15 protein-coding genes are annotated in these 20,997 nt (G+C 39.6%); 6 read left to right on the top strand and 9 right to left on the bottom strand.

All coding sequences use genetic code 11. The features are described from left to right. The 6 genes from ACFPFU_RS14520 to ACFPFU_RS14495 form a co-directional block, all read left to right on the top strand. On the top strand, positions 1-779 hold a 779-nt coding region (locus ACFPFU_RS14520; RefSeq protein WP_377065490.1), incomplete at its 5' end, for a T9SS type A sorting domain-containing protein. Positions 780-1,633: 854 nt separating this feature from the next. Beyond that, entirely contained in the window at positions 1,634-2,704 is a 1,071-nt protein-coding gene (locus ACFPFU_RS14515) for a polysaccharide lyase (protein ID WP_377065489.1), read from the top strand. A gap of 443 nt (positions 2,705-3,147) precedes the next feature. Further along, on the top strand, positions 3,148-4,386 hold the full coding sequence (locus ACFPFU_RS14510) for a polysaccharide lyase (protein ID WP_377065488.1): 1,239 nt from the start codon (positions 3,148-3,150) through the stop codon (positions 4,384-4,386). A gap of 33 nt (positions 4,387-4,419) precedes the next feature. After that, positions 4,420-5,325, top strand: a complete 906-nt coding sequence (locus ACFPFU_RS14505; protein WP_377065487.1) for a polysaccharide deacetylase family protein — start codon at positions 4,420-4,422, stop codon at positions 5,323-5,325. A gap of 29 nt (positions 5,326-5,354) precedes the next feature. Beyond that, complete coding sequence (locus ACFPFU_RS14500; protein WP_377065486.1) at positions 5,355-6,392, top strand: methyltransferase domain-containing protein; 1,038 nt, start codon at positions 5,355-5,357, stop codon at positions 6,390-6,392. Positions 6,393-6,709: 317 nt separating this feature from the next. Next, entirely contained in the window at positions 6,710-7,477 is a 768-nt protein-coding gene (locus tag ACFPFU_RS14495; protein WP_377065485.1) for a methionyl-tRNA formyltransferase, read from the top strand. Positions 7,478-7,541: 64 nt separating this feature from the next. Here ACFPFU_RS14495 and asnB read toward each other — a convergent pair whose 3' ends face one another. From asnB to ACFPFU_RS14450, 9 genes are all read right to left on the bottom strand, one after another. After that, on the bottom strand, positions 7,542-9,425 hold the full coding sequence (asnB, locus tag ACFPFU_RS14490) for an asparagine synthase (glutamine-hydrolyzing) (RefSeq protein ID WP_377065484.1): 1,884 nt from the start codon (positions 9,423-9,425) through the stop codon (positions 7,542-7,544). A 39-nt stretch (positions 9,426-9,464) separates the two neighbouring features. Next, positions 9,465-10,412 carry a hypothetical protein gene (locus ACFPFU_RS14485; RefSeq protein WP_377065483.1) on the bottom strand — a complete coding sequence of 316 codons (948 nt, stop codon included), beginning with the start codon at positions 10,410-10,412 and terminating at the stop codon, positions 9,465-9,467. A 4-nt stretch (positions 10,413-10,416) separates the two neighbouring features. After that, positions 10,417-11,721, bottom strand: coding sequence for an MBOAT family O-acyltransferase (locus ACFPFU_RS14480; protein WP_377065482.1), 1,305 nt, complete (start codon positions 11,719-11,721; stop codon positions 10,417-10,419). Between the two features lie 143 nt (positions 11,722-11,864). Further along, a complete protein-coding gene (locus ACFPFU_RS14475) occupies positions 11,865-13,547 on the bottom strand; it encodes a GNAT family N-acetyltransferase (protein ID WP_377065481.1) in 1,683 nt (560 codons plus the stop codon). Positions 13,548-13,840: 293 nt separating this feature from the next. Further along, positions 13,841-14,002 carry a hypothetical protein gene (locus ACFPFU_RS14470; RefSeq protein ID WP_377065480.1) on the bottom strand — a complete coding sequence of 54 codons (162 nt, stop codon included), beginning with the start codon at positions 14,000-14,002 and terminating at the stop codon, positions 13,841-13,843. A 303-nt stretch (positions 14,003-14,305) separates the two neighbouring features. Continuing rightward, a complete protein-coding gene (locus ACFPFU_RS14465) occupies positions 14,306-15,979 on the bottom strand; it encodes a GNAT family N-acetyltransferase (RefSeq protein WP_377065479.1) in 1,674 nt (557 codons plus the stop codon). An 87-nt stretch (positions 15,980-16,066) separates the two neighbouring features. Continuing rightward, positions 16,067-17,743, bottom strand: coding sequence for a GNAT family N-acetyltransferase (locus ACFPFU_RS14460; RefSeq protein ID WP_377065478.1), 1,677 nt, complete (start codon positions 17,741-17,743; stop codon positions 16,067-16,069). A gap of 19 nt (positions 17,744-17,762) precedes the next feature. Beyond that, positions 17,763-19,412, bottom strand: coding sequence for a GNAT family N-acetyltransferase (locus ACFPFU_RS14455; RefSeq protein ID WP_377065477.1), 1,650 nt, complete (start codon positions 19,410-19,412; stop codon positions 17,763-17,765). After that, on the bottom strand, positions 19,384-20,997 hold the full coding sequence (locus ACFPFU_RS14450) for a GNAT family N-acetyltransferase (RefSeq protein WP_377065476.1): 1,614 nt from the start codon (positions 20,995-20,997) through the stop codon (positions 19,384-19,386). Before ACFPFU_RS14450 ends, ACFPFU_RS14455 begins: the two co-directional genes overlap by 29 nt.

Here is a 20,997-nt window from a genome sequence, read left to right as displayed (position 1 = left end):
ACTCTTCCCTGAACATCACCGAGGCCATTACTTTGTCGGCATGGATCCGTCCGGCTGTGCGGCAGACCAAATCAATCGTGAACAAATCCACGCTGAACGGCTATGAGATCAACACGACAAGTTCTGGCAGAATAGAGTTTTGGCTCAACTGGGATGCCCATGGCCTTACTTACCACCTGCTGTCCAACGGGAGCTATCCTTCCAATGGTTCCACATGGATGCACGTGGCGGCGACCTTCGATGGGCAGACGATGAAAATCTATCTGAATGGTATAGAAGATAATTCCCTGACGGCTGCTACGCCTACTGCTATACTGAACAATAATGGTGTGCTGACGATAGGGTCCTGGGGTGAAGGTCTCCGGTTCCAGGGGGCTCTGGATGAAATAAGAATTTACAATCAAGCCCTTAGTGCGAGTCAGATCAATCAGGTGTTTAACAATCAGCAACCTGTTAATTTAAGACTTGCAGTCGATCCGGATGAAGAGGAATCATCCCTGGAGGATCCTGTAATGAAAAACAGAAGAGAGGGAAAATCCCGGCTTTATCCAAATCCTGTTGACAATCAATTAAATATACAATTTGATAAGATGGTTCAGGGGGCTTTGAATGTTACAATATATGATGTTGCAGGGAGGATAGGTTATCAAGCTGAAGTTGAGGTTGACGGATCAAACTTGATGATAGATTTAAGTAATCAAGGTTTGAGTTCAGGGGTTTATAGCATTTTACTCCGCACCCCGGAAAAGATAGAATGGCTTCGTTTTCTAAAGAAATAATTTAAATGATTTGATAAAATAAATCCATTAATGCTGAACTTATAACTTTAATTTACGTTTACCAGTAGTGGATGATTTGATTAGGTCGGTTTAATATGTAACTATCCATTTTATTATTGTATTATTACATAGATATTTATGGGTATACTTTACTCATCATGGGTAGGGTATACCCATTTTATATTTTTATTTTATTTTTTGTTTAACATCATTTAAATACGATTATATTATAATGTCTAAACGCTAATTTGGGAAATATTTGTAACAGTTACTTTTATTTCCAAGGAATATTGTCACAGCAATTGTGGATATTTGTGGAAGTGCCGGTTTCTTACCATAAATTAAGTTTGTTTATATTTTTTTTAGTTATGAGCTAGATATAAAAAAAAAATCAAAAGGGAGAATTTTGACCTTGATAAACAAATAATTTTATACAATTATAAGGCAGGTAATCATAAAACTTTTTATATATTTTTTAATATGTTCTAAAAAAAAATATTTGTCTGTGATGTTTGCAGTTGGACAGTGCTAATTCAAAATACATGTCAGTACGAAAATATGCTTAATTTGCCATTTTGATGATATAAAAAAATATTTTATAAAAAACATGTGGGGTTTATAATTTTATGGCAAACAATAAATGTATCTACATATAATTGTATATGATGGGAGATGTATAGTTTTTTATGAGTTTTTATTTTACGGTTTTTCGAACAAATTCAAAAATCGGATTCTGCTCCTTGTAGTCCAATTTAATGTATTATAAAAATCAATGACTTTTGCCATTGGCTTTTGTGGTATCCAATTGGTAAGGAATGCAGGAAAATATTTATCACTGTTTATATTTTCTTAATATGAAAAAACACCAAAAAATCACCAACCTATTCATGTGTTCAATTCTGATCTCAGGTTTTTTTGCCTGTGACCTCACTCAACAGGAGGAACCCATAGCCGAGGAATCGCCACTACTCCTTGCCACCGCAACTTCTTCCAGCTTCATTTTCTACGACGATTTTGAATCAGGGGAGCCTTTGGAGGACGCCCATGGTCATGAGCTGGGTGCAGATCATTCGTTGACTTCCGTATCCAAGCCCGGCTACTCGGGAGAAAAGGCTGCCCGTTTCGAACTAAGGGATAATGATCCCATTGTAAAAGGAAGCCGCAGGGCTGAGGTGACCATCGTGAAAGGCGAAGACGGCCACATTGAAAAAGATACCTGGTATAGTTTTGATCTGTATGTGCCTAAAGACTATGTTGATGAGGATGACGATGAAGTTATTAACCAATGGCACCAAAGCGGTAATGCTTCAGCTTCGATTCGTATAAAAAATGGAAGATTTTTGTGGAGGTATTATATAAATGGCCAAAGGGAGGATTTTGACCTAGGATCGATAAAAAAAGAGTCATGGAATAGTTTTGTGATACACATGATCCATTCCTATGGGAGTGATGGGTTGACAGAAGTATGGTTAAATGATGAGAAACTTTTAGACAGAAAGGGTAGGAATATAAATGATGATGACCTGCCTAAATGGAAAATCGGCATCTACAAATCCAAATGGGCAGATGAGAAAACCACTACCAGCAGGAGGGTACTGTATTATGATAATGTAAAAGTAGGTGACAGCAGGACAGACTATGAATTGATGGCATACAATGAGACTAATGAAGGATCTGAAGAACAAGATGATGATACCACGAGCGATTCCGGAAATAATGATTCAGGAAGTTCAGGTGGTGATTCAGATAGTGGTTCAGATGACTCATCCGGTGATAACGGGGATTCGTCAGGTGATTCCTCTTCTGATGAAGACGAAGATAACAATGATGATTCTTCAGAAGTTGACAATGATGATTCCGGAAGCGACGACGACCAAAGAAGAAGGCCACGTCGCAACAGATGGAAGCGAAATCACAGATGGTAATTCCGGCTTCTCGTTTTCAATAAATGAATATCTTGACAGGGAAACTATAGTTGGTTTCCCTGTATTTTTATTAGGCATGTGGATGGATGTTCATGACTTTTTGATTGATATAAATGAACGGCTAGTATATCTTAAAAAGAAAACAAATATATCAGATTAAATTAGTTGAAAATAGTAGCGGGAAGTATTTTAAATTATTTTTTTAGTAATAAAATAAACAATATTTGTATCATTGAATTAGCCTGTTTTGGTAAATGATATTCAGGTATAATATTGATTGAAAATGGATTGAATTTCAGAGGATATAATTAGATAGTTTTTATCGTTTTTTAAGTTGGCGTGTTGCATATCAAAAAACTATAATGTATATTTAAATACGTTATTTAGTTTTTTGAAATATAAATAATGTTCTTTATTTATTACTAAAAGTGGGCAAGCGTCAATTGAAAACAATAGTTGCAATTATACTGGCATTGGTTTCCCTGGCTTTTGTTTGGAAGATATTCCTTCAAAAGCATGAGGAAGAGTTGTCCGTCAAGAAGAAGGATAAAGGACCGATGGTTAACGCCTCCCATATAATTTATGAGCAGACTTTTGATGCCGAGGATGCTTTGGAGACCATCGCATCCGTTGAAGTAGGAACCCCTTATGGGTTGACGATAACTGCTAAACCCAAGTTCAGTAAGGAGAAAGCGGCCAGGTTTGAATTGCGGGATGATGATCCAATGGTTAAAGGAAGCAAGCGGGCAGAAGTGACTATTGTCAAGGGAGAAGAGGGGCATATTGGTAAAGACACTTATTATGTTTTTGACCTTTTTGTTCCTACAGAGTTTATCCATGAAGGCAACAAAGATTTAATCAATCAGTGGCATCAGGATGGTGAGGCGCCAGTTGCCCTTCTTATTAAAAACGGCAAATTTTTGTTGAGGACCTTTATCGATGGCGAAGTAAAGAGTTATGATTTAGCCACTGTCCGGAAAAACCAATGGACTAATTTTAAGATTCACATGGTTCATGATTATTCCAGCGAAGGATTAACTGAAGTTTGGATAGATGGGCGAAGAACTTTACAGCTCAGAGGAAAGAATATGAATGATAAACCATTACCAAAATGGAAAATCGGTATTTACAAAAGTACTTGGGCCAGCCAAAAAACATCAGTCTCTGAAAGGGTATTATATTTTGACAATATCCAGGTCTGGGATAATGGATCCCTGAGGATAGAAAAAACCGGGAAAGACCATTCAACTTTGCCAAAACGGGGAAATGAAATAGGAAAGGGCGTAGATGTAGATTCAAATAGTGAAACATTTACCAATTCGGTTGTGGATTTAGTGTTTGTAAATGCGCAAACAGAAAAAGATATACATAGTGTCGAGGAGGGAATTAATTTGAATTTAAGGGCAATAGGTACCCATAAAGTCAATATCAGGGCTGAGGTGGAAAATGATAGCCTGGTGGGTAGTGTAAAGTTTGATCTGTCGGGGGAAAACACCTTGACTTATATTGATAGTTATCCTCCATTCGCATTGTTCGGTGATGATGGCAATGGTAACTATTACTATGGAAGCGGGCTGCCTGCCGGAGATTACTCGCTGAAGGTTACTCCTTATTCTGAAGCAAAGGGCAGGGGTATGAAAGGGGCCACATATACTATTAATTTTTCGATTTCAGATAATTGACAAAGCTATAGATTCACGAGTTAACATTTAAAAATGAAGTTTACTGCCCGAAACATGATGGCATGGGCCTGCGCGTGGGTGTTGATTAGATTAGGATATGTGAGAAAAGCATTGGAGAAGGCCCATCAAGGAGAATATATCATTTCGTTCTACTTTCATAAGCCCACCAAAAGGGAATTTGAAAGTTGCATTCAATGGTTTTTAAAGCATAAATTTCACTTTTTGAGCATAGATGATCTGGGAGAAATTATTGAAGGAAAAAGACCATTTCCCAAAGGCGCTGTACTGATTACAGTGGATGACGGCTGGCAATCCAATGAAAAAAGTATTGTGGATACTGCCATCAAATACGGTGTACCGGTGACCATATTCGTGTCCACGGAACCTGTGGAGCAGGGTGCCTACTGGTGGTCATATGCATCACAGGCCAAACATGCCGGACATCCGAGCGTGTCCCGGGAAGTTTTAAAAATCATACCCAACGAGGAACGATTAAAGTACATACGGAGAATACAAAAAAGGGTTAAGTTGGAACGAGAGGCTTTGACGGTGGAGCAAGTTCAACGGATTTCAAAAACAGGTCAGGTGACGATTGGCGGACATACCCATACTCATCCCATACTTGTTAACTGCACTGAAAAATCGGTGATGGAAGAGTTATACATGTCCAAATTTAAACTGGAACACTGGACCGGACGGAAAGTTGAATCATTCGCTTATCCCAATGGAGACTACAGGGAGAGGGAAATTGAGGTCTTAAAAACGTTAGGCTACAGGTATGCTTTTTCAACCCGGCCGGTTTATCTGACTAAGGAAGAATTGGCAGATCGGTATGAATTACCCAGGTTTGGCTTTTTGGAAGGGGGGTCGTTCTCTGAGAATGTGTGTAGGATGTCAGGCGTTTGGAAGTTTTTTGTTCAGAAGGTTGGGCTTTCATAAAAAAATGTACTATCAACAAATATTTATAAATGGGAAAGGTTACTGATTTTATTTTGGAGCAAATTGTCAGGATAGGAAAAAAGGTAAAGAACAATCCAAAGATTAGATCCATTCTTTACAAAAACCGAAATGAGAATATTTTTGCGAGTGTTGACCAGCACGAAAGGATGTTGGCAGACAATATCAGAGTGAATACTTACCATGATGCCATTCAGAAAAACGTGAAGCCGGGTGATACCGTAGTCGATTTGGGTTCAGGCACAGGGGTATTGTCTTTTTTTGCTTTAAAAAAATCTCCTAAAATGGTATATGCCGTTGATCACGGCAATATCATCGAATTGGCGAGATTTTTGGCGAAGAAAAATAACTTCACCGATATATCTTTTGTGAAATCCCATAGCAGGGATTTTGATCCTGAGGAAAAAATCGATGTGATCATTCATGAGCAGATAGGGGATTTTTTACTGGATGAGGATATGGTGAGAAATCTTTGCGATCTGAGAGACCGTCTACTTAAACCCGGGGGAAAAATTCTTCCAAGCCGTTTCGAATTGTTTTTTGAACCGATCTCACTAAAAAAAGGTCACAGAACACCGTATATCTGGGAGCAACAGCTTCATGGTGTTGACTTTCACGGGGCTAAAAGATGGCTCTTAGGCAGCGAAAACAAGATCGGCAAGGCAAAAAGCCATTGCAGGCTGATGCCTGGAGATCAGGGCCTCTTCCACTGTGAGCCCGAGCCCATCCTGTCTTTTGATCTAATGAAGACGGACCCGGCCAATTTTCCGAAAAAAATGCATTTTACAAAAAGGGTGAATATGGCAGGGACTATGGATGGGTTCTGTCTGTACTTCAATATTCAATTTGATGAGGAACTATGCATCAGTACAAATCCGTTTCTGGAACCTACCCACTGGCATTCCCAGATTTTTAGAACAGAACCTACCGGCGTGGAGGAGGGTGATGTCATAGAAGCTGAGTTGGTCATAAATGATCACACCAAAGTCAGCAGTTGGACATTTGATCATCGTATATTCAAAACCGTTTTTTCCTCCGGCGACAATTAAACATATAAATAATTTAATCGATGCCAATGTCCGAAGGAATGAGCCCCGTTAATCAAATTTCAACATTGTACTTGGGACAGGAAATCAGTACCTTGTTTTTACTGGGTGAAAGTGAACACATAGCTTTGAAAGCTGTAGGCAAAATGACAGATTTATCGAAGTTCAGGACATACAATCCTTTTAATTATGTTTTCAAATGGGCATTTGGCGTCCATTCATCCCCGTATCCGAAATTTCTTAAACAATTGGTCAATACCCTGTTATTTCTGTTAGGGCCAGGGTGTTCAGGCCCTGCTAAGAAGTATAAAGGGTATTTGATGTTTTTGATCAAAAGGGATATCCCGATGCTGGATACGAAGAATTTGAAAGAACTTCAGCGCTTTGTACACGAAGAAAAAATTGAAATTATGATAATCAATATGTGGAAGCTTTTAAGAAAGGAAATACTGACGATGACAAAGTATGGCTGTATAAACATCCATCCGTCTAAATTACCTAAATACCGGGGTGCGTTGCCTACTCTGTGGGCATTAAAGAATCAGGACAGCGAGGCGGCGGTGACTTATATGAAGCTGGATGATACCGTAGATGGAGGAGATATATTGGCGCAGATTGTGTTTAAAATTACGCCATTGGATGATGCCATTACGCTGGAAAAAAAAGTGAAGGACATTGTTCAGGCTACACTGATTGAGCTTATCCGGTCCTATGTGGAAGAAAAAATCGAAGGCATGCCGCAAAGGCACGAACTGGCTTCCAAAACAGCCAGGTATCAGGATTATAAAAAGATTGATTTTCACAATGAAAAAGCGATGGATATCTATAATAAAGTAGTCTTATACCATTATCACGACCCGGCTGCAAATTGTTATGCCATTTTTTCAGGTACAAAGGTGCCGGTTCTCGGTTGCAGAGGTGTAAGTAATGAGAAAGTTTTGGAACCTGGAGTATATAAGATTATGTGGGGTTATTTGTATATTGGCTGCCAGGACGGTTGTATCAAAGTTTCCATCATCAGGGATTTAAACCCGATAAGTGCGTTTAAGTTTTTAAAAGGCGCCTTAAAATATTCAAAGGTCAGTTGAAAACAGTTGTTTTGCTGGGTGTTTTTAAAGGGAGGAATGTCCAATTTCACCCTCTTTGTGGTGGTTATTTTCGGGAAGTTGTTAGGTTCTTGTTTTTTGGTATGGAAATCTGGTTTTTATCTATAAAAATCCTGAACCAAAGTTCTAAATGCACCCACTTCCATATTTCTTTGGCGATGTTTATTTTTCCGGACAGGTGCTCTTCGTATTTATTAATTGCTATTTGAGGATCTATGATGTTTCTGTTCCTGAAGGAAGCGCTGGTTAGAATCTCTTTGACAAGTTGTTGCCATTTGGGCTCTCTGAACCATTCATCCTGTGGTGTTCCAAAGCCCATTTTGTCATTTCTCATCCTGATCTTTTCCGGAAGTATGCCTGCCATGGCTTCCCTTAGAATGAATTTGGTGATTCCTTCCCTTATCGCCCAGTCATTTGCACTGGCGAGGGTTTTTTCCACCAGGCGGTAGTCCAAAAAAGGAACCCTGGCTTCCAGGGAGTAATGCATGGAGTTCAGGTCTTCCCATTTTAACAGATGTTCGAGCTTGTTTTCAAAATGATCCAGCAGGGCATTTTTTAAAGAATTTGAACCGTACAGGTTGCCTGCGATATTATTGGTGCTGCTGTATTTTTCAACAAAATCCTTATACATGTACCCTTTTTCATCCACACGCATCCGGGTCCGTAATTTTTCCGGGAGCAAAAAAAACAAAAAGGATTTAATGCCATACAGGCTTTTATGCCGCTTTAAATAATGGTAGATCTCGTTTGCCAAATTACCGATTTTGGCCTGACGCCACAGATCTTTAAAGAAAAAACCAAAAAAATAATGGTAGCCTGCCAGTGCTTCGTCGGCCCCCTGCCCGTCCAGCGTAACCACTACGTTGTTTTTTGCCAGTTCCATTACTTTATATTGGGCATAAGGGGAAGTGGACGGGATGGGTTCGCCATGGGCTTTGACAAACTCTTTGAGGTCATGCAGCAGTGTTTCTCCATTTGGAGAGGTATAATGCATGTGTCTTAAAACAGGATGGAACTCATCAATGAATTCTTTTTCATCGCCAAACTCCCCCTTACCATATACTGCAGAGAAAGTTTGAAGGTCTTTTTTGTCAAAATTATCAAGCAGGATGGCTACAATACTAGATGAGTCCAATCCCCCGCTTAAACACACCCCTACCGGCACGTCGCTCCTGAGTCGCAGCGCAATTGACGATTGAAAAAGCAATTTGAATTCCTGGGGATGTTTGAAACCTTCAGCAGCGGCTACCCTTTCCTTCAGATCATACCACCGGGATATAGTCATTTTTTCATCTTTGACCTGTAATTTGCATCCATGCTGAAGTTTTTTTATGTCAGAAAAGAAGGTTTCCTCTGTCTGGTCGGTCCTGTTAAAAGCCAGATAATCAAAGATGCTTTGGTAGTTTGGGCGGGGTGCGTGTTCTAAAAGGCCGTTTAAGGGGGGGATTTCCGAACAGAAAGCAAAGAAGTTCTCGTTGATCACATAATAGAATGGTTTGATGCCAAAGCGATCCCGGGAAGCAAACAGGGATTTTTTTTCACGGTCGTATATCACAAATGCCCACATGCCGTTGAAATGCTCTAAACAATCCTCTCCCCAGCGAATAAAGGCATTCAACAGGACTTCCGTATCGGTTCTGGTTTTAAATGAAACGCCTTCCGCCTGCAATTCCTCCCGTAGTTCCACATAGTTGAAAATCTCCCCGTTAAATACTACCACATAGCGGCCATCTGATGAAACCATGGGCTGGTGTCCATCGGCACTCAAGTCAATAATGCTCAACCGTACAAATCCCAAGCCGACTTCATTTTCGGTAAAAACCCCTTCGTCATCGGGACCGCGGTGTTTGATCTGGTGCATCATTGACCTCAGTTTCCCTTCATCGGGAGCATTACCATCAAATCGGACAATTCCTGCTATGCCACACATATATCTTTAAAATAAAATACCTATAAAATTTTTTTGAATTCAATTGTTTTTATGCGTATTGGTGTTTGTGTTTTCCATAATTAAAGCGGCGACTTTTTTAGAATACATTTCAGCACCTTTCTCATTTAAATGAGAAGGATCGCTGAACAAGTCCGGTTGCCTTAAAAATGAGGTGTCCCGGTGATAGGTGTAGAAAGGGACATCATTATCTCTGCATATTTTTTGGGCAATTTGTATGGTTTCAGGGGTGCCATGGGAATAGTCCCTAAAGACGGGCGAAACCAAAACATACACTTTGTGATGGTTTTTTTTTGCCTCTTTTAAAAACCTCTTGAAAGTCTCAATTTCCTTGAAGTCCAATATGTCCTGATGATCATAATCGGTCAGTTCCAGCGTTTTGTCCAGCGACACTTCAATGGGTTCAAACCCGTTTTGTATGGGAGCGGGACTGGGTATAAAGGTGTCTTCTAAAATGGAAAGTAGTTTCGAATTGTATCTATACAGATAGGAGAGGGTTTTGACGCTCTCATAAGGGTCAATCTCATTCAATAACTTCCTGACAAATTTGTTCCGGTGGTAATAGGGGAGCAGTTCTGCAAGCCTGTCATAGGCACCATCGTCATTATTGAATTCATTGGGTTGAAGGTCAAGGATTATCGTTTTCGTTTTGTGGCTCCGTTCAAGCACATTCTTCAAAATGATATAGGCATAGAAAATTCCCTGGCCATCTTCTCCGGTATTGTAAAAAGTTCTGTTGGAACTGGTGAAAAAATTAGGGATGTAATGATGCTGGGCTCTTGAAGAGCCGAAAACAAGCACTTCCTGATCTGCCTGTTCCAAAGAATAGGTGAGATGAAACTCAGATGACTTCCGCCCTGATTTGAAATAAAGATACTCCAGCAGGTTACCCAATGAGAAATCGAGTACAGCGATGATGAGAAGAAATAACGCTGATTTTTTACAGAAAATCAGAAAATCCCTTTGCATTGATTCAGAATTGAAAGTAAATGAACTGCCCTCCGTCAAACACCCCTATGCTTAAGATCAGGATCACCAGAAAAGTATAGGAGGAATACCTGACCACCTCGGAGGGGTGCTCAAACAGGTTAATTTGAGAATGAAACTCCCGGGTATATTCAATAAAGACCAGCAGCATGATGCCCGAAAAAGCATATACCATATAAGAAAGCGAACCTCCCATAAAAACATTCCCCTGCATGGAGAATATTTTGTCGAATATCAGCAGGGCGTCTGTCAGTGAATTGGCCCTGAAGAAGATCCACGTAATGGTTACCAGAATAAAATTGGCCGCAATCAGCAAAAAAGGGTGTTTATTAGACATCATTTGCGGGAAAATACCGGGAGAAAATTTTCTTCTGATATTGCCGAAAATGAGAAACAGCCCATGAAGGGTTCCCCAAAATATAAATGTCCAATTGGCGCCGTGCCATATACCGCTCACCAGAAAAGTGACCAGCAAATTGAATTGCCATCGGCCAAAGGTCACCCGGTTGCCTCCCAGCGAAATATAAAGATAATCCCGGAACCAGGTGGACAGGGAGATGTGCCATCTGCTCCAGAATTCAGAAATGGACTTGGAGAAATAAGGGCGACGGAAATTGTCCATCAAATCGAACCCCATGATTTTAGCTGCACCTATGGCAATAAATGAATAGCCGGCAAAATCCCCATAGATCTGGAAATTGAAAAAAAAGGTAGCCAATAAAACGGAACTGCCGTCATGCTGGGGCAGGTTATTGTATACGCTGTCCACATATAAAGCAAGTCTGTCTGCTACCACTAGCTTCAGGAAGTATCCCCATAGCATGAGTTTTAATCCCTTTACCGCGCGCACATGCACGAAGTGGTGTTTTTCATAAAACTGGGGAAGAAGGTTTTTAGCCCTTTCGATGGGGCCAGCCACCAACTGCGGAAAAAAGGATACAAAAAGGGCATAAATGCCAAAGTGCCTTTGAGGGGCGACATCTCCCCTGTACACGTCTATGGAATAACCCACCGCCTGAAAAATATAAAATGAGATGCCCACGGGAAGCAAAACATACAGATTTGGAACTTCCCAACGCAAATGAAAATAGCCAAGGAATTCGAATATGGCCCCATTGATAAAATTGTAATATTTAAAAAAGAACAAAATACCAAAATTCAGCACGAGACTTAAAACCAAGTATCCCTTCTTGCGGTCCCTGCTTTCGGTGTGGGCGATCAGCATAGCTATCAAATACGTGACCAATGTAGACAGGAAAAGCAGCAATGCATACACAGGCACCCAGTTCATATAAAAAAAATAACTTCCTGCCAGTAGGAGGAACCACCTGAACTTATGAGGCAGGCAGAAATATAAACCGCAAATGGTGGGGAAAAAGAGTAGAAATGAAAACGAATTGAATAACATACGCTGGCTAAGGATGTGTGCTGCTTTTATAAAACATGGGTCCACTCTATCTTTTTATACCCCAATTTTTCCAATAACCTGCCATGCCGGGCTTCTTTGACGTGAATAACAGCCGGGGGACTATCGGGGACGCCTGTTTCTGATAGGGTCAACACCTTTTGCAGAAAGTCATCTATCATGTTTTTGGCAGTGACATGTACATACAGATCTGTAAAAAGGGCCGGTGTAACAGATGTGGCATTGCTTGCCACTGCAACCGGTGGAAATCTCTTTTCTCTCCATATACAAAACATGAGCAGGTTACCATCGGACATGGTGTAGGGTTGTAATCCCGCCTCCATTTTATAAAGGGCATCATCTAAAAATTCCCATCTGGTAACCACAGATCCTGTGGGATCAAAATCCAGCATGTCTCTGTAAGAATCCACTTCAACGGTATATGAAGAAGGTGTTTGAAGCATGCTGTAAGATGACACTTCAAAAACCGTGGGTGGTTTTATGGCCGTAAGTGCAGAAAGCTTTTCCCGGATCAACGTGGAGAGGCCTGTTCGCCTCATTAACCCGATCTTTTCTTTTAAAATAGCCAGTTGTTTTTTTGCGGCTCTCTGTTTAAACGCATGGAAGCCACAGCGGATGAGGCTGGTGCGGGCCTTCTGACTGATATAGTACTTTACTTTCATTAGCTGGATGGGACCGGGATCCCTGAATTCCAAGCTATATGCCTCGCCGTACTCGTTGGCCAGCATGTCTTTATAGGGATCTTTTCCCGGGGTCAGGTCAAAAAAGGCCACGCCTTCTTCACGAAGCATCAATCCCAGCATCAGAAAATGCAATATCCCGGGTGAATATTTGGAATGGATAGGAGAGTGGGTATTCATTCCCTGCAAATGCACACAGTTTTTTCCCATAGTTCCCACATTGGCGGCGATGATTTGTTGGTTCAGTTTAAGGACCGAAACATGAAGCAGTCCATTTTTAAATAAAGAGAGTAGAAATTTTTTGGCTGTTTTGTTTTTATGAAAATAAACAGCATCGTACACCGCTCCTTTTCTGAAATCATTTTGACTGGCCAGTTCGTCATACATTTCCTCAAATTCTCTGTAATTTGAGATCCTTTCCATTTTAAGATCTCCGAGTCTTTTTAACCGGTTGATTTTTTCCCTTTTATTTTTTTTCCGTAGTTCCTTTTCAAGATCTTTTTCATCGATTTTCATCAAAGGGTGTTTGTGAGTTCTGATCCAGCTTTGCTTGCGCCATAAGGAATTGTTTTTGCACCAGCCCAATGGGGTATTTCCAGGCAGGTACTTAAAGCTGATTTTGGAGGAAGGGAACTGGTTTTTCAGGGATAATATACTTTTTGAAATGAATTCATTATTTTTCTGTCCGGTAGAAATCCATGTCTGGTATTCAGCCTGACTTAACCCTGCCGCGAGTATGCCGCCATCCCTGTCCACACACATAGGGATAAGTCCGACGAGACACTCGTTTTCTTCTCCCAAAACCAGTAGGGGTTCAAATTTATGATGGTAGGCGTGATACCAAAGAGAAACAAATTTACTGCTCTGGTAAATGGTGGCCCAAGGGCACGAATTAAACAGATGATCCCAGTTGTCAATAAATACTTGATTTGAGATCTTGTCCAAAACCTCGCTTCCTTTCAAGATCCTGATGTCCAGACTCTTGACTGTCATGACTAATGGTGTTCCCATTTATATTTTTTTATTAAGCGGTGTTAAAAAAGAACAATGCTGTTTGAGGTAATTCGGGGCTATTACACATATATTCTTAAAAGAAGTGATACTACAAATTTTTTCGATTACCCTTAAGAGAAAGTGAGTAAGGCGCTCTATGCCGTCATAAGACATGTAAAGGCCATCCAACAAATTTTCTGCGTTGTCTATTTTTACTTTGAGTCAAATCCGGTACGTCCTCCTTCACGGTCATCCAGATACAGGTCATCAATCTTTCTTGAACAGAAAGGGCATAGGGGACAGCTTTATTTTCAATTTTTTCCGCGCATTTCTGAAGAAATCCTGACTGTGTCATTATTGTCCCATTCAGCCAAAAAATCCAGGTCTTGGATCAGGCTTAAACTTTGTTCACCCATTACCAGCTTACAATCATCCTCTAAAGGATTGACCTGCAAACTTGATGTGATTTCCATAGAGATTTGTCTATATGAGCAAGGAAATTGCCAAAAAAATCGGGGTAATTTTAGTAGAGTTGGTTTTCTCCGAAGCATCAACACTGAACAGGATGACGGGCGTAAATTCCGTTTTGAAGTTACGGTATCAACTTGCTGTAAATCCCTGGTTTTGGAAAGCAGTAGCCCAAAGGCATACCGAATAATGTGTCCCACTTTTCGATCAATTTCGCATTTGAAATTTCACTTAAAACTTCCTCGTTTCTTATTATTCTTATCATCACTTGCCGAATGGTATTTAATAAAGAGGCATTGGATTTGATCTTATTTGACTTCTATAATAGGACAATAGCGCTGGACATAACCCGGTACCTTAACATAAATCTTCTTGCTGTCGGCCTTTTTCTTGAGGTTGTTGATGATTGTCGAGAGGAAACCACTGAGGAGATTCATCCCATCCGAGTGAGTGTATAAATTATGCAGTATATAGAACTCTTCTTTATCTCCTATTTTTTCAAGTGCTTTAGGTGGCAATTCTTTATTTGAAGAGAGCCAGAGGCAAACCAGTAATGTTCCCTTCAGAGCCAATGTATAAGATATAGCATTATTTTCTATGTTTTTAAAGCATTGATGAAGGAATTCAGAGTGGGTTTTTAAGAATGTACGCGGCTCAAAATCCAATAAATCTTCGATGGCCTGTTCCTTGATTAGAATTAGATCCTCTTGGGAAGGCTGGTAGGATGAGGGTACATAAAATAATCTGTCTTTATTCAGTGAAAGAAATATTGTATATTGAAATATGGAGAAGAATCCGATTTTTTTTACTAGACCAAATTTATTCAAATAAGATTGTTTTTTTTTCTTCAACTGAAGTGATAGCTTTCGAACGTTTATTCCAGTTTTCTTCAAATTTTCGAGAGAATATTGTTGAATTATCCCAAAGACCTCATTTATGATCAACCAATATCTTGCCCTATTTAATGGGGGAATAGACAGTGAGTATACGGTTTCATTGGCCGTGGATAACCTGTCTTTATAGGAAAACTCCCCCGTTGACAAGTCAAAAAACTTAAAGTTTTCTTCAAATAAATATTGAGAAAATAAAATGAAATTTAAAAACCCTAAGGAATAACGGGCATATTTTGGAGAATATGCATTGATGCCTAGACCATGAACCCACCCCTCCCTACCTTTCGTTGCTATAATAAAAGCGATGGGGTTGTTGTCCAATTTAATGAGGGTGAGCAATAAATAATTCATCTTAAATAACTTCATGAACAATTGCATTTTCAACGTATCCCTTTTGAATGGAAGCCTTCCGTACAATGCTCCCTGTCGAAGGTCATACCATGATGCGATTTCTGGTGCTACCGCCTGAAAACGTTCTGGACAGTGAATTTTTTCCAACTCGAATACCCCCATCTTTTTTAGCCGGTTACGATTTTCCTTGAATACTTTTTTCTTTAGCAGCCGGCTGATTTCATCTGAGGTAAGTTGTATATATGGGCATTCAACCGTCTTCAATTTATACCTTTGTTTTATTGTGGGGTCTTCATTGATCCAATCGATAGGGGTATTTTTTGGGAGATGGAATAACTGAATTGTATCGTTGGGAAAAAAACTTTGGAGTGTTATTAATGCGTCTTTGGCGAAAAGTATCTTTGTATTCTCAGTAGCTATCCATGTTTGATAATGGGCATCATTCCAACCTGCACCCCTGATTCCATCTGATTTATTTTTTTTTGTGAGCGCAAATAAGCCAGTTAGTTCGTTTGCAGTATATTGGTATATGAGGATAGGAATATATTTATTATGATACAATGTATACCATTCACCTATAAAATCCGGCGATTGAAATATTGTCGCCCATTTGCAGGACTCGTAAAGATGGCGCCAATCAGCCAAAAAATTATTATCATGGATAACATCAAATATATCTTTCCCATGTATCAGTTTACAGCCTTCTTTTTTGTAGATGGATAAAGCAGCATAGTTCATAAGCTCATGCGGATCAATTGGGATAAACTAACTATGGTTGGGTGTTGAGATGAAGGAATATGGAGATATTTCGTTATTTTCGATAACTCATTTCGATTCCGTTATCTTGGAATTGGGTTTTAACCCACCGTCTTCTTTTTTGAGATAAACATAAACTGATGAAGGGGCTTGTTGTTTATATATTTCGTGTGCGACTGCTGATAAAAAAGGAGGAGCGAGGTATTTGTGTTCTGGATGCACATGAATATTTTCTAAATAGTAAGAATGTTCCGGGATGTCCTTTTTAGGTGTCAATTCTCCGTTTTTTTTAATCACTTTTCCGACAGAAATGGAAGCCAAAAGTGTATCTTCTGTCGCATATGTGTAGATGGTCTTACCTTCGGTCATTGATTTCATAGTGGTTTCCAGGAATTCCCACCGGGTCAGTTCAGTTTTTTCATCCTTATAATTTAACAGATCATCCAGATTGTTTTTTTTGATATTGAAGGTGGCTTGAGCAGCGGGTGGAGGGAGCTGAAAGGCATGGGGATAATTTTTTGCCCGTGCCCAGTATCTTCTAAGCTGCCCGTTTGCGCTTCTTTTTTTTATCAAATATATTTGTTTTTCCACCCACAACTCAACCTTCATGGGGCGTAAGCCTATTTTGATCAGGCCTCCATGTATAATTTTTCTGAGAAACCGTTTAAGGTAGAATTTGCGGTTATTCGTCAGCGTTAAAGTGTAAACGGTATCATGGGCAGTGGCCCACCGCTCTTTATAAGGGTCCAACCCCGGTGTCAGGTCAAAAGCCTCCATTCCTTCATTTTTTATTAATTTACCAAGGAGGTTAAAATGGAGGATACCGGGGGAATGTTTCCCATATTGCGGGGAATGGGTATTAATTCCCTGTAGGTGTATCCAGTTCCTGCCGTAAATTCCTACCATTGAGGCCAAAATGTCCTCGTCCAACTTGAATAAAGTAACATGTAATAAACCTTCCCGGAATAACCGAAGGAAAAATTCTGATTTTTGCGGTGATTCTTTAAACTGGTTTTTATTGAACATGGCCCCTTGTCTAAAATCAAATTGGGCCATGATTTCCGGCAGCACATTGGTGAAATCATCAAATGATGTTATTTTGACAAAACTGATCTTTCCTAATTTTTGGAGTCTTTTGTATTTATTTTTATACTGACCCGTAAGCTTCAGTAGTCCGGGAAGCTGTGGGGCATCAGTGTACATGATGGGGCGCTGGAAGGGTTGTGTAACCAATTTCTTTTTTAATTGTGGATCCTTTAATAGGTTTTCCAAAATGCTTCCATCGGGTATGAACCTGAACAGCACGTCAAATCCGGGGAATTTTTTCAGGAGCAGTACAAACGCTTCTTTAATAAATTTATCATTATCTTTTCGTGAAAGCCAAACCTGATATTCGGACTCATACTCACCGGCAACCACTATTTTACCTCTGTTTTCTTCTTGAAGGTTGTGTCTAGAAGCAAGTGTAAGCAGCCCGGTAAGGTGACCTTCTTCATTGTATGCATACAAAAGGAGGGGTATAAATTCCCTATGGAAAGCGGCGTACCAGCTTCGCGAATAGCCGCTACTTTGGAAAACTGTAGCCCATGGGCAATCTTCATACAACTGATCCCATTCAGTTTGAAACGACTTGTTATTCAATAATTCATAAGCTGAATCTCCCCATATGATTTTAATACTATCAGGAGAAGTATAAATTTCTTCAGAATAGGGTTTTTTTTTTGAAGTTGTAGTGGTAGTATTCATGGCATGATTGAGGGTTGGATCATGGAGTAGACAAAGACTTTTTCTTTTTTTGCAAAGTTTTGAAAGTAGCTAATTGTTCTGGGGCTCCTATGAACTTGATTTTATCAATATCTTTATTTACGACCTGACACAAAGCAGGGATAAAGTCATTTATATTGGTTTCGGCTGAGGGATGTAAGTAGAAATCATGCAAAACGATGTCATCTTCACCCAAACTTTCATTGGCAAACTTCTCCAATAAATCAGCAGTCGGGGTGGTAAGCCAAATGCTAGCAAGGAGCAGTTTGTTTTCTGTCCAGGTTATAACACTTTCTCCATTTTCAAATTTCTGCATGGAAGTTTTCAGAAATTCCCAGCGGTGGAGGTTGTTTGGATAATGCAGTAAATCTTCCAGGCTATTTCTCTTTAATTTCGGAATAGCTGTTTTGGAATCGATTATGTTGTCTACCTGGGCAAGAGAAAATAAATTATAAGTTTGAGGGGCTTGGTTTATCAAACCTATAAGTCCAGTACTTTTAATTTTCTCTATCTTTTTTTTAAGGGCAGTAATTTTTTTTCTGATTTCCAGGTCAAAACTTTGAGGTCGTTTTCCATTTTTTATAAGTAGTTCCTGAAAACTCTTTCTCAATTTACGTTTAAAGTAATAGGGTTTATAATTGGTGATCAATAATTCATGAACTGTATCTGAACTGGTGGCCATGCGTTCTTTATATGCATCTCCTCCTGGTGTCAGGTCAAAAACCTCCATTTTGTCGGAGACAAGTTGTTGACCCAAAAGAATGAAATGCAAAAACCCCGGTGAGTGATGGGCATAAAAAGGCGTGTGGGTGTTGATTCCTCCGAGATGAATCCAATTACGGGTTTTATTGGCGATTACCGAGGAAATGATTTCATCATTTAAAAGCAGTACGGTGGTATGTAGCAGGTCTTCCTTGAATAAAGCGATAAGGAATGCCAATTTGTAGGGTCGGTCCAAATAGGATATTTTGTTGAACATGGCCCCTTGTCTGAAATCAAACTGTATGGTGAGTTCTTTCACCATAGCGATGAATTCATTCAAGTCGGTGACCCTTTTGAATGTTATATTTCCCAGTCTTTTTAACCTGTTCATTTTTAGTTTGAAGCCCCGCTTTTTTGGCAATTTCAAGAACTCCGGATCCTTCACCTCCATTAGTGGTCTCCTGATAGATTGTAGGATAGAACGATGTTTCCAGTTAGCAGTATGTACCCAGTTTATGGGGGCACCTGAAGGAATAAAGCGTAAAGCCATATCATGATCGGGAAAATGGTCAAATAATAATTGTATGGCTTCCCGGATAAATAGCTCACCTGATGCCGTATCAGGAGAAAGCCAGGTTTGGTATTCTGCTTCATAGCCCCCGGCTCCTACTATCCTCAGTCTATTGTTTCTAAGGTGCATGCTCGAGGCATTGGCATAAGGTATAGCTAGTGGCAGTATCCCAATAAGGGCTTTGCTCTCGTATTTTATAATCAAAACAGGCTTAAATTCCTCTTGGTTATACTTGTACCAATTGGTCACAAAAGCTTTGTGTTGAAAGGTAGTACTCCAAGGACATGAAAGATACAATGCTTCCCAATCCGAAATAAAATTTGAATCTTGGCACATATCCAGCGCCAACCTACCAGTAAATATTTTCAGATTTTCCATTTGTAAGAGGTAATGGCAATGCTTGTAATTTTAAATTAAATTCTGAGATCAGATAAAAATTCTCTGAAGGAAATTCGTTTTTTAACATTTCAATTGCTTTGAAAATAAAAACATGTAGTTTATGCTTATAATTGGTATGACAGATCAAATCTTCAAGTACCACACTTCCCTCAAGCAATTTTATTTTATTTTTATGGGTATAACCGCCGGTGTATTTTTTATACCACACAGCTATTTTGAGCTGGCCTTTGTGGGTATACGTAATCACTTGTTTGCCTTGTTCGAAATGAATCATTGAAGCCTGTAAAAATTGCCATCTCGTCCTATTAAAAGCATGGTTTTTATAAGCCAAAAGGGCACGGATATTATTTTTTTCCAGATGTAAATCTTGAGCTTCCACACAAGAGATTTGAGGGATTTCGATGACCCTCTTGGAATTGGCAAGTTTTTCCTTCAGCAGCTGGGTTAAATAGGTGTATGGTCCTTTTTCCCAAAGGGGATGGATTTTTTTTTCAATTTGTAGATTGAACGCTAATGGTCGAATCCCCATTTTATTCAATGAGTAATGGTAATATTTCCGCAGTTCCCGGCGGATTTTAAAGGCCTTTCTGGAAGTAATTGTTAGGGTGATAACATGGTCATAGTAAGTTGTTAACCTATCTTTATAATAATCATCTCCAGGTGTGAGATCAAAATATTTCAGTCCTTGGTTTGCCAATAACTCACTCATTAAAAGGAACTGCAGGTAACCGGGTGAATAGCTTGCATATAGTGGGGAATGGACATTTATTGCACCTGTATGCGCTACATCCTTATCCAAGGTGACTATAAGGGAAGCAATAATTTGATGCCCTGTCTTAAAAATCAATACTTTGATCAAGTTGGATCGAAATAAACTGATAAGAAATTCCTTGTAATAAGGAATATGGTAATATGGTGTCCGGTTAAACATGGCTCCCTGCCTGAAATCATACAAGGCTGTAAGTTGGTCAATATAGAACAGGAAAATTTTCTCGTCTTTAATCTCTTCATGATGGCCAATCCTTTTAAGCCTGTTGAGTCTTTTTCTGTCTCTTTTGGAAAACAAAAATTTTTCCAGGGTTATGATAGGTCTCCTATGTCGTTGGACCACACAATGGTATGAAGCAGACCTGTATTTGGACAGACAGCCAGCGATGTGTGGTGGGATATTTCTAATTAAAATATCCTCATTTGGGAAATTCCGCAATACAATTTCCACGCTAAGGGTAATAAAATGATCGTTCCATTGTGGAGCCGCAAGCCATGGTTGGCAATCTGACTCTCCATGCCCGGCTGCTATTATAAAAACCTTACTCCCTTTCTTTTTCCTTAGAATAGCCAGTGCTATTAGCCCTATTAATTCATTCTCATACTCACATTTTAAGAATATGGGCTGGTATATATGGTAAAAAATCCTGTACCAGTTGGCAATAAACTCTTTACTCTGAAAAACCGTGCTCCATGCACAAGCGGAATAAAGCTCATCCCACTTCTTCAAAAAATTGTCGTTTTTTAATAGAGAAAGTACATCATCATTGGTGTAATAATCGATTTTTGGGTTCAT

Source organism: Negadavirga shengliensis (assembly GCF_042652345.1).
GTDB lineage: Bacteria > Bacteroidota > Bacteroidia > Cytophagales > Cyclobacteriaceae > Negadavirga > Negadavirga shengliensis.
This window is presented reverse-complemented; position numbering and strand designations above follow the sequence as displayed.

What these genes read in the sequence shown, in the direction of transcription:
- ACFPFU_RS14485 (WP_377065483.1), bottom strand. Translation starts at nt 10,412, where the DNA reads ATGCAAAGGGATTTTCTGATTTTCTGTAAAAAATCAGCGTTATTTCTT.
- ACFPFU_RS14495 (WP_377065485.1), top strand. Translation starts at nt 6,710, where the DNA reads ATGTTTTTGATCAAAAGGGATATCCCGATGCTGGATACGAAGAATTTG.
- ACFPFU_RS14460 (WP_377065478.1), bottom strand. Translation starts at nt 17,743, where the DNA reads ATGAATACTACCACTACAACTTCAAAAAAAAAACCCTATTCTGAAGAA.
- ACFPFU_RS14455 (WP_377065477.1), bottom strand. Translation starts at nt 19,412, where the DNA reads ATGGAAAATCTGAAAATATTTACTGGTAGGTTGGCGCTGGATATGTGC.
- ACFPFU_RS14500 (WP_377065486.1), top strand. Translation starts at nt 5,355, where the DNA reads ATGGGAAAGGTTACTGATTTTATTTTGGAGCAAATTGTCAGGATAGGA.
- asnB (WP_377065484.1), bottom strand. Translation starts at nt 9,425, where the DNA reads ATGTGTGGCATAGCAGGAATTGTCCGATTTGATGGTAATGCTCCCGAT.
- ACFPFU_RS14515 (WP_377065489.1), top strand. Translation starts at nt 1,634, where the DNA reads ATGAAAAAACACCAAAAAATCACCAACCTATTCATGTGTTCAATTCTG.
- ACFPFU_RS14470 (WP_377065480.1), bottom strand. Translation starts at nt 14,002, where the DNA reads ATGGAAATCACATCAAGTTTGCAGGTCAATCCTTTAGAGGATGATTGT.
- ACFPFU_RS14480 (WP_377065482.1), bottom strand. Translation starts at nt 11,721, where the DNA reads ATGAACTGGGTGCCTGTGTATGCATTGCTGCTTTTCCTGTCTACATTG.
- ACFPFU_RS14450 (WP_377065476.1), bottom strand. Translation starts at nt 20,997, where the DNA reads ATGAACCCAAAAATCGATTATTACACCAATGATGATGTACTTTCTCTA.
- ACFPFU_RS14475 (WP_377065481.1), bottom strand. Translation starts at nt 13,547, where the DNA reads ATGGGAACACCATTAGTCATGACAGTCAAGAGTCTGGACATCAGGATC.
- ACFPFU_RS14465 (WP_377065479.1), bottom strand. Translation starts at nt 15,979, where the DNA reads ATGAACTATGCTGCTTTATCCATCTACAAAAAAGAAGGCTGTAAACTG.
- ACFPFU_RS14505 (WP_377065487.1), top strand. Translation starts at nt 4,420, where the DNA reads ATGAAGTTTACTGCCCGAAACATGATGGCATGGGCCTGCGCGTGGGTG.